The organism is Pseudomonas sp. KCJK9058, assembly GCF_046230975.1.
Classification (GTDB): Bacteria; Pseudomonadota; Gammaproteobacteria; order Pseudomonadales; family Pseudomonadaceae; genus Aquipseudomonas; species Aquipseudomonas alloputida.
Genome location: NZ_JBJJLR010000025.1, coordinates 1 through 14712, shown reverse-complemented (window position 1 = coordinate 14712; position 14712 = coordinate 1). Strand labels below are relative to the sequence as shown.

General features: G+C 62.7%; 12 protein-coding genes. 2 read left to right on the top strand and 10 right to left on the bottom strand.

The window, feature by feature from the left end; all coding sequences use genetic code 11:
- Positions 1–369: 369 nt before the first annotated feature.
- The 7 genes from ACK59Z_RS14850 to pilM form a co-directional block, all read right to left on the bottom strand.
- Positions 370–1971, bottom strand: coding sequence for an SPOR domain-containing protein (locus tag ACK59Z_RS14850; protein ID WP_409293333.1), 1602 nt, complete (start codon positions 1969–1971; stop codon positions 370–372).
- A gap of 15 nt (positions 1972–1986) precedes the next feature.
- Positions 1987–3084, bottom strand: coding sequence for a 3-dehydroquinate synthase (gene aroB / locus ACK59Z_RS14845; RefSeq protein ID WP_003249149.1), 1098 nt, complete (start codon positions 3082–3084; stop codon positions 1987–1989).
- Positions 3085–3180: 96 nt separating this feature from the next.
- Entirely contained in the window at positions 3181–3699 is a 519-nt protein-coding gene (aroK, locus tag ACK59Z_RS14840; RefSeq protein ID WP_010955625.1) for a shikimate kinase AroK, read from the bottom strand.
- Positions 3700–3703: 4 nt separating this feature from the next.
- The gene (locus ACK59Z_RS14835; RefSeq protein ID WP_019752678.1) at positions 3704–4966 is read right to left on the bottom strand and encodes a type IV pilus secretin PilQ; all 1263 of its coding nucleotides are present in this window, start codon (positions 4964–4966) and stop codon (positions 3704–3706) included.
- On the bottom strand, positions 4890–5891 hold the full coding sequence (locus tag ACK59Z_RS14830; protein WP_108190490.1) for a pilus assembly protein PilP: 1002 nt from the start codon (positions 5889–5891) through the stop codon (positions 4890–4892). Before ACK59Z_RS14830 ends, ACK59Z_RS14835 begins: the two co-directional genes overlap by 77 nt.
- A gap of 11 nt (positions 5892–5902) precedes the next feature.
- Positions 5903–6439 (bottom strand): PilN domain-containing protein, encoded by a 537-nt coding sequence (locus ACK59Z_RS14825; protein WP_108190491.1) that lies wholly within the window; start codon positions 6437–6439, stop codon positions 5903–5905.
- Positions 6436–7317 (bottom strand): type IV pilus biogenesis protein PilM, encoded by an 882-nt coding sequence (gene pilM, locus ACK59Z_RS14820; RefSeq protein WP_108190492.1) that lies wholly within the window; start codon positions 7315–7317, stop codon positions 6436–6438. Before pilM ends, ACK59Z_RS14825 begins: the two co-directional genes overlap by 4 nt.
- Before the next feature lie 207 nt (positions 7318–7524).
- On the opposite strand from pilM, the gene ACK59Z_RS14815 reads away from it, so the two are divergent.
- Positions 7525–9975 carry a penicillin-binding protein 1A gene (locus ACK59Z_RS14815; RefSeq protein ID WP_374755163.1) on the top strand — a complete coding sequence of 817 codons (2451 nt, stop codon included), beginning with the start codon at positions 7525–7527 and terminating at the stop codon, positions 9973–9975.
- Positions 9976–10368: 393 nt separating this feature from the next.
- On the opposite strand, the gene ACK59Z_RS14810 is transcribed toward ACK59Z_RS14815, so the two are convergent.
- The 3 genes from ACK59Z_RS14810 to rpmE form a co-directional block, all read right to left on the bottom strand.
- Positions 10369–11637, bottom strand: a complete 1269-nt coding sequence (locus ACK59Z_RS14810) for a malic enzyme-like NAD(P)-binding protein (RefSeq protein WP_003249133.1) — start codon at positions 11635–11637, stop codon at positions 10369–10371.
- A gap of 178 nt (positions 11638–11815) precedes the next feature.
- The gene (locus ACK59Z_RS14805) at positions 11816–12637 is read right to left on the bottom strand and encodes a thermonuclease family protein (protein ID WP_108190493.1); all 822 of its coding nucleotides are present in this window, start codon (positions 12635–12637) and stop codon (positions 11816–11818) included.
- 2 nt (positions 12638–12639) lie between these two features.
- Positions 12640–12855 carry a 50S ribosomal protein L31 gene (gene rpmE, locus ACK59Z_RS14800; protein WP_003249127.1) on the bottom strand — a complete coding sequence of 72 codons (216 nt, stop codon included), beginning with the start codon at positions 12853–12855 and terminating at the stop codon, positions 12640–12642.
- A gap of 167 nt (positions 12856–13022) precedes the next feature.
- Here rpmE and ACK59Z_RS14795 point away from each other — a divergent pair.
- Positions 13023–14712 (top strand): primosomal protein N' (locus tag ACK59Z_RS14795; protein ID WP_409293329.1); only part of this gene is annotated, 1690 nt, incomplete at its 3' end.

Genomic DNA, 14712 nt, shown 5'->3' with positions numbered 1-14712 from the left:
ACATTCTCACCAGGTTCACCTCTCAACGGAGGTAAATCTCTTTTTTAACAACCACTTACCATCCACGCCGATCAAACGCCAGCTTTTTTGCGGTGGTCATGGAAAACCATTGTTGCACAGCGACAGCGACGCCCACAAATTTTCATGTCTCATCATTGAAAATTTATGTCGCAATTTTGAATGTTTTTGCGCCATGCGCCGTGATAGCGGCTTGGCTCGAGTCTGAAGCGTTTCAGCCATGACTGCAACTAGGGGCTTGTGGCCGGCAGTCCGGGACAGAAAAGCCTGCCGCGCTCGGGCGCAGCAGGCTAGTCGAAAGCTAGAATTCGCTTAGCTACTGGGCGGCGGGGTGATGCCGCCCGGAAGGTATCAGCGGGCCGTGGCCAGCTCTTGTTGGACGCTGCCGACGGTACGTGGCCAAGGTTTACCAGCCTGGACCTTCGCTGGCAAGTTCTTGATTGCCGCTACCGCTGCGTCGCGGTTGGCGAAACTGCCGTAAGTCACGACGTACAAGGGTTTGCCCTGCAGGTTTTTCTTGAAGTAGCGATAGTCGCCACCCTGGGCCTTGACGTAAGCCTGGGCCGACGCCTCGGAGCTGGTACCGAGGATCTGCACCACGTAATTGCCCGGCCTCTGTCCGGCATACCAGCCGCTGTTGCCAGCGCTAGCGGGGGCTGGTTTTTCAGCTGGTTTTTCGGCAGCTTTGGCGGCCGGCTTGGCCACGGCGACCTGGGTCGGCGCTGGTGCTGGCTTGGCCGGCGCAACCGGTTTCGCGGGCTGGGTTGCAACAGGCTTGGGCGCAGGCGCAACCGACTGAACTGGCTGGGCCGGCGCAGGCGCCGGGCCAGCTGGCACACCTTGTGGCGGAGCGATTGTGGTCACGGTGGGTGGCGGGTTGCCAGGCTGCAGCGCGGTGTCGACAGCCGGGCCTCCCTCTTCACCCTCGCCCATGCCTGCGGCTTGGGCCAGCGGCTCGCGCATCACCGGCTGCGACTGGCCAACCAGTGGCAGCGGCATTGGCTGGGACGAGCCAGAGAACTCGATGGCAGCACCCTGCTTGCCGTCACCCAGCGGCAACTGGGCCTGGGCGGCCGGCGCTTCGGCAGGGGCCTTGTCGCCTTTTTTGGGCATCAATACCGCGGCCGCAACGGCAACCACGACCACAGCGGACAGTGCGAGCACATGTTTTTTAGGCATCTTGAACCCCATGGTTGGTCGCTTGGCCGTCGAGCGGCTGGCGATCATGGCTTCGATCAAAGTGTCACGGGCGACCTGATTGATGTTGCCAGGCCAGCCGTCGGAGTTTTCATGGATATCGGCGATCTGTTCACGGCTGAACACCTCGATGCCCCGACCAGCCCCTTCCAGGCGCTGTTCCAGGTACTCGCGGGTTTCTTCTTCACTGTAGGGCGCAAGCTCGATGATGTGGAAACGTTCTTCCTCGACATTGAGCTCATCCAGCCCGGCAATCAGCGATGGCTCACCGAACAGAAACACGTGCGGACGCCCTTCAGGAACCCCCGCCGCCAACTCCAGCAACGCTTGGAGTGCCGACTCGTCGAGTTGTTCCGCATCGTCCACCAGCAAATACACTTCCTGCCCGGTCAGTGCCAGCTGCACCACCTTCGACAGGATCGCCTGCACCTCGGGCTGGGCCACACCCAGCTCCTGCGCGACCTGCGCGAGCATACTGGAGGCGTCGCTGGCGCTGCGGGCCGACACCACCACACTTTGCACAGTCTGCTTGTTGGTGCTGGCCACCAGGGCCTGGCGAAGTAGCGACTTGCCGCTGCCCAACGGGCCGCTGACCACCAGCATCAACTGGCTATAGCGCGCCAGGTGGTGCAGTTGGCCAAGCACCGGTTTGCGCTGGGCCGGGAAGAACTTGAAGCCAGGTACGCGGGGCGCGAACGGATCATGGCTCAACTGGTAATGGTCGAGAAAGGCCTCATCGGCATGCAAACTTGTCATTGCGCTGTCACAACCTCAAAGCTGGGCCACGATCGCGCGGTAATCCGCCGACAGCGTGGCCTGAAGAATCTCTTTCGAATAGTCGTCGGTCACCACGGCCTCGCCCATCTGGCGCAGCAGCACCAAACGCAAACGACCGTCGAGCACCTTCTTGTCGACCGCCATGTGCTCCATGAAGTGCGCCGGGGTCATTTCCTGTGGTGGCACCACCGGCAAACCTGCGTCCTGCAACAGGCGGATTCCACGATCGCGCTCAGCCTGGTCGATCCAGCCAAGGCGCATGGACATTTCCAGGGCCATCACTGTGCCCGCCGCGACAGCCTCGCCGTGCAGCCACACGCCATAGCCCATGTGGGTTTCGATAGCATGCCCGAAGGTATGCCCCAGGTTCAGCGTGGCCCGTACGCCCGACTCGCGCTCGTCAGCACCCACCACTGCGGCCTTGGCCGCGCAAGAGCGGCGGATGGCCTCGGTCAGGGCTGCCGAATCGAGGGCACGCAGTGCCTGCATATTGTCTTCGAGCCAGGCGAGGAACGGCTTGTCGCAAATCAGGCCGTACTTGATCACTTCGGCCAGACCTGCGGACAGCTCGCGCGCTGGCAGGGTCTTGAGGCTGGTGGTATCGATCAGCACCGCATTGGGCTGATAGAACGCACCGACCATGTTCTTGCCCAGCGGATGATTGATGCCGGTCTTGCCACCCACGGAAGAGTCGACCTGGGACAACAGGGTAGTCGGCACCTGGATGAAGTCGACGCCGCGCTGGTAGCAGGCGGCTGCGAAACCAGCCATGTCACCAATCACGCCACCACCAAGCGCGACCACAGTAGTACGACGATCATGCCGAGCTGTCAGCAGGCCATCGAAGATCAGCTGCAATGTTTCCCAGTTCTTGTGGGCTTCCCCATCGGGCAACACCACTGGCAGTACCGAGTAGGCTCCGAGGGCCTTGCTCAGGCGTTCGAGATACAGCGGCGCGACGGTCTCGTTGGAAACGATGGCTACCTGCCGACCCGCAATGTGCGGTGCCAGCAGCTCAGGCTGGTCCAGCAGGCCTTCGCCAATGTAGATCGGGTAGCTACGCTCGCCCAGGTCGACCTTTAGTGTCTGCATGTATCCCCACAATGTACTTGGGCGCGGCGCCATCCGGCGACCTGCGCGGTAACGTTGAGCCTCGCCTCGGCGCTGGAGGCCGAGAATAGTCCCGGGTTAACGGGGCGGCAACTGCTGCAAGCGCTCGAGAATATCGATCACCACCATGCGTGGTGGCCGCTCGTCGGTTTCAACCACCAGGTCGGCGATCTCGCGGTAGAGCGGGTCGCGGGTTTCCAGCAAGGTGCGCAAGGTCGCCTCCGGATTGGCTGTGCGCAGCAGCGGGCGATTGCGGTCGCGCGCGGTGCGACCGACTTGCTGCTCGACCGAAGCATGCAGGTAGATCACCCGGCCACCCTGATGCAGCGCCTGCCGGTTGGCTTCGCGCATCACCGCGCCACCACCGGTGGCCAGCACCACACCGTCGAGCGCGCACAACTCGGCAATCATCGCTTGCTCGCGATCACGGAAACCCGGCTCGCCTTCCTTGTCGAATATCCACGGGATGTTTGCGCCGCATCGCAGTTCGATTTCCTTGTCGGAATCCTTGAACAGCAGGCGCAGCTCTTTGGCCAACAGGCGTCCGATGGTGCTTTTACCAGCGCCCATGGGCCCCACAAGTATCAAATTTCGCACAGAATCAACGACTCACAGCAATCGCCTGGTCACTCATGATACGCGGAGTCAGGAAGACCAGCAGCTCGGATTTTTTCTCTTGTAATGCATCGCGTCGAAACAGCCGCCCAACATACGGCAGATCGCCGAAAAATGGCACCTTGTCGACCACATTGTTTTGCGAAGTCGAGTAGACGCCACCGATCACGATCGTTTCGCCGTCAGCCACACGAACCTTGGCATTGACCTCGTTCTTGCGGATCGGCGGTACGTTGTTCAAGGCATTGACGTAATCCGGCTCGTCCTTGGTCACCCGGACGGTCATGATCACCTTGTTGTCCGGAGTGATCTGTGGCGTTACTTCCAGCGACAGCGAGGCTTCGCGAAACGATACCGAGGTAGCGCCGCTTTGGCTGGTTTCCTGGTAAGGCACCTCGGTACCCTTGAGGATCCTCGCCGTTTCCTTGTCAGCCGTGACCACCTTGGGCTGCGAAATGATCTCGCCGTTGCCGCTTTTTTCCATGGCACTGAGTTCCAGATCCAGCAACACGTCACCGCGCAACAGACCCAGGCCGATACTGCTGCCGGCTCGCTCCAGACCGAGGTCGACGAACAGCTCCTTGCCGGGCCGCAGTTTCTCGCCGTACAGCGGCCCACCCCAGCGTACACCCAGGCTTTTCTCATAATCGACGTTGGCCTCAACGATACGCGCCTCGATCGCTACCTGACGCACCGGCACGTCCAACTGCGCCACCAACTGGCGCATCTCGGCCAGGCGGTCAGCGGGCAGGTACACCACCAGCGTATTGGTGCGCTCATCGACACTCAGGCTACCCGTGGAGATGCCGCCACCCTCCAGACTTGCCAGCAGCAACTGCGCCAAATCGGCGGCCTTGGCGTGGTGAATGGTCAGCAGCTCCCGACGCAATGGCTGCAGCTGCGCGTCCAGCACTTGGCTCACCCGGGCGTCTGCCGATTGCGCGGCAAACTCGGCTGCAGGCGCCACCAAGAGCACATTGCCCTCCTGGCGCCGGGACAGGCCCTTGCTGCGCAGCACCAGGTCGAGCGCCTGATCCCACGGCACGTCCTGCAAACGCAAAGTGACGCTGCCTTGTACCGCATCACTGGCGACCAGGTTGACGCCGGCGTAGTCAGCCAGCACCTGCAGCACCGCACGCACCTCTACATCCTGGAAGTTCAGCGACAGGGGTTCACCCTGGTAAGGCGTCGCCGAAGCCAGCGGGATCGACAGCAGGGTTGCCAGCAGGTATTTCATCCACGTTTTCATTCGGGTCCGAGGCCTCCTTGCCCAGGCGCTTGGCGAGGGTGATGAACGCCGTGCGCTCGTGCCATACCCCCGCCATGAACAGCCGCTCACGCACTTCGACCTGACGTTGGTCTATATGCATCACTACCCCCTGATCACGCCCTACCCGGTCGCCCGGGCGTACGCGATAGAGCTTGCCAGCCGCCATCAGCAGTGCCTCGCGTGCCGCCCCGCGCGCCAGGCTGCCGACCATTTCCAGCTGCGCCAACGGCACGCCGACCAGCCCGGCACTGGCCACTCGTGCAGCAGCCGGCGCAAACGGGTCCACTTCAGGTGCAGCCATTGCGGCCCTTGCCGGCAGGTCCGCCAGCATTGCAGGTGCTTTCAGGGGCGTAGCCGCGTGATAGGCATCAACCCGCAACTGCAGGCGCAACAGTCCAGGCTGGCGATCAACGGTTGCCAGGCTCATGTCACCGCTGCGCAGAATCCGTGCCTGCCCTAACCAGTCGCCCAGCCACAGCCGCAAGGCCGAGTAACGCCCTACCACTTGCACCACCAGCGGTACCTTACTGAATCCGGCCTGTTGATCGCCCTCACCTACATCGAGGCGCTCGACAAGCAAGCCGTGCGCACGCCCCGACACTGCCAGACGCTCAAGCAGGTCGCTCATGCTCTCCCCGGCCGCCAGGTACCAGTGCGCCGCTTGCAACCGCTGTTCGGCAATCACCGTTAGAGCCTTCAGCCGCTCCAGTTCGGCCAACTGCGATGCACTGGCTGCCTGCAGCTGGCTCAACTCGACATGCCTGGCATCCTCCCGCGCCTGCTGCTGCAACAGGGCGGGCAGGCGCATCGCGCAGCCCAGGCTGAACAACACAACAGCCACCAGCACTGGCGCCAGCCGTCGGAAGCGCCCTGAGCCCTCGACCACCGCCAGCCAAGCGAGCATCTGCGCAGTACTCACGACCAGAACGCCGCAACGCGAGCGGTCAGCAGAAACTCATCGCCGTCCGGCAGGCTCTTGATGCGTTTGAGTTCCAGATCGAGCAAAACGCTCGAGCGGTTCAAGTCGCGCATGAACTGAGCAACCACAGCACCGGACGCAGCCACCCCTGTCATCTGCAAGCGGCCACTATCAAGGCTCAGGTCAAGTAGCTGCACACCTTCAGGCAACGCCCCTTCAAGGTCGGCGAAGACACCGGCCAATACACCCTGATGGGCGCGCAGGCCTTCCAGGGCCACCGCACGGGCGAGTAGCGCTTCATGCTGCGCACGCACGTCGGCCAGCGAATGCAACTGCTCATCCTGTGCATCAAGGGTCGCTTGGCGCTGGGTATTGGCCAGCACCTGCTGATGCCCGCGTTGGCGGGCCAGCTGATCGACCAGCATCACGGCGCACAAAGCCAAGAGTGCACCACCCACCAGCTGGCCTCGAAAGCGCCGCAGCGCCGCCTGACGCTGCCGTTCGCGCCAGGGCAGAAGGTTCAGTCGCATCATGGGCGCAAACCTCCCAAGGCCAAGGCGCAGGCCAGGAGCATCGCCCCATCAACATGCTCAAGCCCTGCCAGCCCAGGCAGGTACGTGCACCGCACATTCAGCCGGCTGCCAAGGCCTTGCAGCCAGCCCGGATTGATCGATGAGCTGCTGGCAACCCACAACCCCGCAGGCAGGCTCTGCCTGGCAAGTAAAGCCTGCAGGCGCTCTGGCCATTGCCCGTTCATATCCGGGCCAGTCGTTTGCAGTTCAGAACGCTGGTACACCCTGCCCGGCTGCCAGTCATGAAGCGTTACGCTGCGGGTTTCGACACGCAGCAGCGCTGCTCCCTCAAGGCCACCCTGTGGCAACATGCGGCACAAGGCAATGGTGTCGACCTCGACGGCTTCCAACTGCAAGCCCGCCTCCTCGACGACGGCTTCGAGTGACGCCAGCGCACTCTGTCGACAGGCAGCAACCATTACCTCTGAGCAACCTGGCTGGTCATGGGAAGCCCCCATGACCTGAAAATCCAAGGCCAGGTCTTCCAGCGGAAACGGAAACAGCCGCTCTGCATCGGCAAGCAGTTGTGCCTCCAACTGCGCCCCGCTCTGCTCCACCGGCAGATGGCACAACTTGCAGATAACCTGACTGGCCGGCAGTGCCAGCGCGACCCGGCGTTGCCTGAGGCCGCTGCGCCGGTAAGCGCGCTGCAGCGCAGCCACCACTTCCCCAGGCGCCTCAGCCCAGTCATCGGCCAGCGGCGCCTGAAACAGCTCTTGTGCCGACCCCATCACACGCCAGCGTCGATTGCGCTGCTGCAGTTGCATTATCCGAACGGCGTCGGGCGTGATTTCCACCCCCACCAGTGAACCGGCATCCTTGCCGAAGCGTCCAAACATCGCGACTCCTTTGCTGTCTGTTGCAGCTGCCAAGCGCAGCCACCTGTCGCAACCCCCGCGGCAACACTGAGCCGGGGCTACTCATCGAGTCGACGGGTAGCCTGGCCGGTCACCCGGAGAGGCGAAAAATGCTTATAATGCCCAGCGTTTTTTGGTCCACCGGACCTGCGTGCAATCCACTCCCAACCTGGACACCGAAAAGCCTTGATACGTCTGCTGAAGTTCTTCTGGTGGTCTTCCGTCGCAGTCATCTGCGCGCTCGTACTCGGTGTGAGCGGTGCGTTTCTGTATCTTAGCCCCAGCCTGCCCTCGGTCGAGTCCCTCAGAAGCATCCAGTTGCAGATCCCCCTCCGGGTGTACAGCAGCGATGGCAAGCTGATTGCCGAATTCGGCGAAATGCGCCGCTCGCCGATCCGCTTCGCGGAAATCCCCCCACAATTCATTCAGGCGTTGCTGTCAGCCGAGGACGACAATTTCCTCAACCACTACGGTGTCGACCCCAGCAGCCTGATGCGCGCCGCGACCCAGCTGGTGAAAACCGGTCATATCCAGACCGGCGGCAGCACCATCACCATGCAGGTGGCGAAGAACTTCTTCCTCACCAGCGAACGCAGCTTCTCACGCAAGACCAACGAAATCCTGCTGGCCCTGCAGATCGAGCGTGAGCTGACCAAGGACGAAATCCTTGAGCTGTACGTGAACAAGATCTACCTGGGCAACCGCGCCTACGGTATCGATGCAGCAGCACAGGTGTATTACGGCAAGTCCATCCGTGACGTGAGCCTGGCGCAGATGGCGATGATCGCCGGCCTGCCCAAGGCACCTTCGCGTTTCAACCCGCTGGCCAACCCGGTGCGCGCCAAAGAGCGCCGCGACTGGATCCTTGGGCGCATGTACAAGCTAGGCAAGATCGACCAGGCCAGCTACGAGGCCGCCCTGGCCGAGCCGCTCAACGCCAGCTATCACGTGCCGACGCCTGAGGTGAATGCCCCGTACATCGCCGAAATGGCCCGCGCGGAAATGGTCGGCCGCTACGGCAGCGACGCCTACACCGAAGGCTTCCGCGTCACGACCACCGTGCCTAGCGACATGCAGGAAATGGCCAACAAGGCCGTCCTCAAGGGCCTCTCCGATTACGATGAGCGCCACGGCTACCGTGGCCCTGAAGCACGCTTCCCGGGCCGCACCCACGCAGCCTGGCTGCAGGAGCTGGGCAAGCAACGCACCCTTGGCGGCCTGGAGCCAGCCATTGTCACCCAGGTGGAACACACCGGCCTCAAGGTGCTGACCCGTGACGGCCAAGAGGCGCAGGTTGCCTGGGACACCATGAAATGGGCGCGCCCGTTCATCAACAACAACGCCCAGGGCCGTTCACCGCAATCGCCGGCCGACGTGGCCCAGGTCGGTGACCTGGTGCGCCTGCAACGCCTTGACGATGGCACATTGAAGTTCAGCCAGGTGCCCGTTGCGCAGAGTGCCCTGGTCACCCTCGACCCGAACAACGGCGCCATCCGCGCCCTGGTCGGCGGTTTCTCGTTCGAACAGAGCAACTACAACCGCGCCGTGCAGGCCAAGCGCCAACCGGGCTCGAGTTTCAAACCCTTCATCTACAGCGCCGCGCTGGACAGCGGCTACACCGCTTCCAGCCTGGTCAACGATGCGCCGATCGTGTTCGTTGACGAGTCGGTGGATAAAGTGTGGCGACCAAAGAACGATACCAACACCTTCCTCGGCCCTATCCGCATGCGTGAGGCGCTGTACAAGTCACGTAACCTGGTGTCGATCCGCCTGCTGCAAGCCATGGGCGTGGACCGCACCATCGACTACATCGCCAAGTTTGGCTTCAACAAGCAGGACCTGCCGCGCAACCTGTCGCTGGCCCTGGGCACCGCCACCCTGACCCCGATGGAAATCGCCACCGGCTGGAGCACCTTTGCCAACGGTGGGTACAAGATCACCCCGTACCTGATCGAGCGCATCGAGAGCCGCAGCGGCGAGACACTGTTCACCGCCAACCCGGCCCGCGTACCGCAAGGTGCCCAAGACCAGGCGGGCCTGGCCGCACCCGAGCAGCCAATCAGCACTGCGGCCATGCCGGGCGAAGCACCTTCTGCCTTGAGCCAGGTGGCCGCGGCACCGCAAGCGCCGGCAGTGGCCGAACAGATCATCGACGGGCGTACCACCTACATCCTCACCAGCATGCTGCAGGACGTGATCAAGCGCGGCACCGGCCGCCGGGCGCTGGCCTTGGGCCGCACCGACCTGGCGGGCAAGACGGGTACGACCAACGAATCCAAGGACGCCTGGTTCTCCGGTTACAACGCCGATTACGTGACTACCGTTTGGGTCGGCTTCGACCAACCGGAAACCCTCGGCCGCCGCGAATATGGCGGGACTGCGGCACTGCCGATCTGGATGAACTTCATGGGCGCGGCGCTCAAGGACAAGCCTGCGCATGCCCCGGCAGAGCCGGAGGGCATTCTCAGCTTGCGCGTCGACCCGGTCAGCGGGCGCGCGGCATCGCCGAGCACACCGAATGCCTACTTCGAGCTGTTCAAAGCCGAAGATTCGCCGCCGTCAGTGGACGAGCTGGGCAATGGCGCGGCACCGGGCAGCCCGCTGCCAGCCGATGAAGCGACGCCGATGGATCTGTTCTAAGGCAGGGCGCCTGACTCAGGTTTTGCGTGGGCGCGTGAATCGAGCGCCGCCCGCGCGGCGCATCGCGACGCCGCTCCCACATCTGCTGCAACGTGCCGAACCTGCCAGGCCATGGTTGCCCACCTGGGTGCATGCCTTGAGACAGGCGGGGCGGCATCAATGCCCACCTCCAAATCCAGTCACGCCAGCAAGGCTGACAACCATGGCCTCACAGACATAGCCACGTTGCAACAAATGCGGGAGCGGCGTCGCGATGCGCCGCGCGGGCGGCGCTCGATCTGATAGGCGCCACAAGTGCCCTGACGAACACCTTGCAGCCCTGACACATTCCCAAGCCCCAACAAAAAGCCCCGGCTCATGCGAGCCGGGGCTTTTTTATGTCGCTTGCGGCAATCAGCCGTTGAACACTTCATCCACGCTGGTCAGCGGGTAGTGCTTCGGATATGGCAGGGTAGCCACGCCGGATTCGATGGCAGCCTTGGCCACAGCATCGGAAACGACGGTGATCAAGCGTGCATCCAGCGGCTTCGGAATGATGTACTCACGGCCGAACTCCAGGCCTTCAACGCCATAGGCTTCGCAAACTTCCTTCGGCACTGGCAGCTTGGCCAGGTCTTTCAGGGCGATAGCGGCAGCGATCTTCATCTCTTCGTTGATACGCTTGGCGCGAACGTCCAGAGCACCACGGAAGATGAACGGGAAGCCCAGTACGTTGTTGACCTGGTTCGGGTAGTCGGAACGACCGGTCGCCATGATCACGTCGTTGCGAGTGGCGTGCGCCAGCTCTGGCGAGATTTCCGGGTCCGGGTTCGAGCAGGCGAACACGATCGGGTTGGCAGCCATCGACTTCAGGCCTTCCGGGCTCAGCAGGTTCGGGCCAGACAGACCTACGAACACGTCGGCACCGTCAAGGGCGTCGGCCAGGGTGCGCTTGTCGGTCGCGTGGGCGAACTGCGCCTTGTACTGGTTCAGGTCGTCACGGCCAGCGTGGATCACGCCACTACGGTCGATCATGAAGATGTTCTCGACCTTCGCACCCATGCTTACCAGCAGCTTCATGCAGGAAATGGCAGCAGCGCCGGCGCCCAGGCAGACGATCTTGGCGTCTTCCAGTTTCTTGCCAGCGATTTCCAGGGCGTTGATCATGCCGGCGGCAGTCACGATGGCAGTACCGTGCTGGTCATCGTGGAACACCGGGATGTCGCACTGTTCGATCAGGGTACGTTCGATTTCAAAGCACTCAGGCGCCTTGATGTCTTCAAGGTTGATGCCACCGAAGGTGATCGAAATGCGGCGAACGGTGTCGATGAACGCTTGCGGGCTTTCCGATTCGACTTCGATGTCGAACACATCGATACCGGCGAAACGCTTGAACAGAACACCCTTGCCTTCCATGACCGGCTTGGAAGCCAGTGGGCCGAGGTCACCCAGACCGAGGATGGCAGTGCCATCGGAAATCACCGCAACCAGGTTGCCTTTGCCGGTGTATTTGTAAGCCAGCTCTGGATCACGGCCAATTTCGCGCACCGGCTCTGCAACACCTGGGCTGTAGGCCAGGGCGAGGTCACGGGCGGTGGCAGTGGGCTTGGAGAGTTCAACGCTCAGTTTCCCCGGACGAGGTTGAGCGTGATATTCGAGAGCGGCGGTTTTCAGGTCTGACATGGTGGGCATTCCGCTATTTACTGTTCTGACGGACCGCCGAGGATACGCAAAGAGCCGGGGAGCCACAAGACTGGCCGGTCACTTGTGTCAAGGCCTTTAGCCTACGACTTTACGCTACAACCCACGGGGGCATACGACCAACAGTGTGTACAATCTCGTAGCGAAATGTCTACATCTTTTAACCTGAAATGCGCTCCAACATGCTTGGATCGGTCAATGGCAACACCCAACGTCGCTGCCCGGGCTTGAGGCCACCCCTGCGGGAACGATCCAGCACCCAGCCGCGCGCTTCGACCTGGCGTCCCTTGAGATTATCGAAGAAGCTGGCGGGGAAGTTGCGCTGCAGACGAGCGGGAACCTGCAGTACCAGGGTACCGCCCAGGGTAAGCCAGACCCCACCACGATTTCGCTCGATGCCTTCGATACGACCACGCACAACAGCGAAACCTGACTGCCTGACATCGCTTGCAGCCACTACGGGCGAACGCCGCCACAGGCCAACGCCAGCCTGGCGCGCTACTTGTTCGGCAAGCTGCTGGCAACCACTGAAACGCACATTAGGGGCAATGGCCACGCGGTAGCCCAAGCCCTCGCTAAGCAATTGTGCTTCCAGATTGTCGCCATTGCGGCTGTAGATGTGCGCCAGTGTGCGACCGTACTTGTCCTTACCTTCAATACCAGGCACCAGCCCGACACGATCGTCATTGGCCTTTACCAAGGCCTGCAATCGCCGCCTGGCAGCTTCGGCATAGGGCTCACTGGTACGCCCCTTGCGGCCTATTTCCGGGGCATTGATACCGATCAGCCGCACACTGCGGCCATCGACCAGACGCAAGGTGTCGCCATCAACCACCTGTCGTACCGCTACCCATTGGGGCTTATCCGGCTGTGGGCAGAACGCCAGGACCGGGAAATGCCAGATAACGCCCACAAAAAAGGCGCCCACAAGGGACGCCTTCTTCAGCAACAATGCGAAGCCCGAAGGATTCGCCCTGCGCATGATTACTTCTTGGCACCGAACATGCCGAAGCGATCGGCGAACTTCTGTACGCGACCACCGGTGTCCAGAACTTTCTGCTTACCGGTGTAGAACGGGTGGCACAGGTTGCAAACGTCGATCGACAGGACGTTGCCCAGGGTCGAACGAGTTTCGAACTTGTTACCGCAGCTGCAGGTGACTGCAACTACTTCGTAGTTCGGGTGGATACCTTCTTTCATGGTCACTTCCTCGAGCTGCGTGCCGCCACCCAACACCAATTGTTGAATACCGCACGTAATTAGGCGGCGAATAATACCAGAGCACACCGTCAGCGCAAGATGTCGCTTGCACCGACCGTCGTCTGCTAGGCTCGCCAGTCCTTGTAACGCCCTCCGAGACTTTCCGCGTGTCCGACGTCATCCTGCGCCTTGCCCTGCCCTCTCCGCTGCGGCGCCTGTTCGACTACAAGGCGCCGGCGAGCATGGCGCGCCAGACCTTGACCCCTGGCATGCGCATCCGCGTGCCCTTTGGCCGCCGCGAAATGATCGGCGTGCTGATAGAGGTGTGCACGCAGAGCGAAGTGCCCGCCGACAAACTGAAGCCGGCCACTGCCCTGCTCGACCCGGTGTCCCCCATCCCCGCGTCGCTGTTCAAGCTGTGCCTGTGGACCGCCCAGTACTACCAGCACAGCCTGGGCGATACCCTGAGCTGGGCGCTGCCCACGCTACTGCGCCAGGGTGAAGCCGCCGAAATGCGCCAGGAACGCTTCTGGCACATAGCCCCTGGCGCACGCCTGGAGGACCCGCGCATCGCCCGCGCGCCGCGCCAGCGCGACGCCCTCAAGACCCTGGCCCAGCACCCGCACGGCGTGGCCCACAGCCTGCTGGCCAAACTCAACCTGAACAAGGACAGCCTCGACCTGCTGCTGGCCAAGGATCTGGTGCAGATCGAGACGCGCCGCCACTTGCCGGCCCTGCGCCATGAGCACTGGCTGGCACAGCCGGAACTCCCCCTCAACGAAGAGCAACGCGATGCCTTCGACGCCGTGTGCGAGGGCTTTGGCGGTTTCGGCGCGTTCTTGCTGGCCGGCGTCACCGGCAGTGGCAAGACCGAGGTCTACCTGCAACTGATCCGCGAAACCCTGGAAGCCGGCAAGCAGGCGCTGGTGCTGATCCCGGAGATCAACCTCGGCCCGCAAACCCTGGCGCGCTTCGAGCAACGCTTCAACGCGCGCATTGCCCTGCTGCACTCTGCGGTGAACGACCGCGAACGCCTGGATGCCTGGCTGGCGGCACGGGACGGCGAGGCCGATATCATCATCGGCACCCGCTCGGCATTGTTCACGCCGATGAAAAACCCCGGCCTGATCATCATCGACGAAGAGCACGACGGCTCCTATAAACAGCAGGAAGGCCTGCGGTACCACGCCCGCGACCTGGCGCTGGTACGCGCTCACCAGGAGAACATCCCGATCCTGCTCGGCTCCGCTACACCGTCGCTGGAAACCCTGCATAACGCCCTGACCGGCCGCTACCGCCTGCTGCGTATGAACCAACGCGCCGGGGGGGCACGCCCGCCGCGCATGCTGCGCCTTGATGTGAAGAGCCTGCCACTGGACAGCGGCATCAGTGGCCCGCTGCAGCAGGCTATCCGACAGACCCTGGAAGCTGGCCAACAAGTGCTGGTGTTCCTCAACCGCCGCGGCTTTGCCCCAACCTTGCTGTGCCACGATTGCGGCTGGCTGTCCGAATGCCCACGCTGCGATGCGCGCATGACCGTGCACCAGCGCTCCGGCGTGCTGCGCTGTCACCACTGTGGCTATGACGAACGCCTGCCGCACCAGTGCCCGCAATGCAACCACGTCGACCTGCGCCCGGTCGGTGCCGGTACCGAGCGCGCCGAAGAGCGCCTGAAGGTGCTGTTCCCGGATTACCCGATCCTGCGCGTGGACCGCGACAGCACGGCGCGCAAGGACGCCATGCACAACCTGTTCAGCACCATCCAGCGCGGCCAGCCAAGCATCCTCGTCGGCACCCAGATGCTCGCCAAGGGCCACCACTTCCCGCGGGTGACCCTGGTGGCCATCCTTGATGCCG

Coding starts and splice junctions, on each gene's coding strand:
- ACK59Z_RS14850 (WP_409293333.1), bottom strand. CDS start 1,971: ATGACAAGTTTGCATGCCGATGAGGCCTTTCTCGACCATTACCAGTTG.
- aroB (WP_003249149.1), bottom strand. CDS start 3,084: ATGCAGACACTAAAGGTCGACCTGGGCGAGCGTAGCTACCCGATCTAC.
- ACK59Z_RS14835 (WP_019752678.1), bottom strand. CDS start 4,966: ATGAAAACGTGGATGAAATACCTGCTGGCAACCCTGCTGTCGATCCCG.
- ACK59Z_RS14830 (WP_108190490.1), bottom strand. CDS start 5,891: ATGCTCGCTTGGCTGGCGGTGGTCGAGGGCTCAGGGCGCTTCCGACGG.
- ACK59Z_RS14825 (WP_108190491.1), bottom strand. CDS start 6,439: ATGATGCGACTGAACCTTCTGCCCTGGCGCGAACGGCAGCGTCAGGCG.
- pilM (WP_108190492.1), bottom strand. CDS start 7,317: ATGTTTGGACGCTTCGGCAAGGATGCCGGTTCACTGGTGGGGGTGGAA.
- ACK59Z_RS14810 (WP_003249133.1), bottom strand. CDS start 11,637: ATGTCAGACCTGAAAACCGCCGCTCTCGAATATCACGCTCAACCTCGT.
- ACK59Z_RS14805 (WP_108190493.1), bottom strand. CDS start 12,637: ATGCGCAGGGCGAATCCTTCGGGCTTCGCATTGTTGCTGAAGAAGGCG.
- rpmE (WP_003249127.1), bottom strand. CDS start 12,855: ATGAAAGAAGGTATCCACCCGAACTACGAAGTAGTTGCAGTCACCTGC.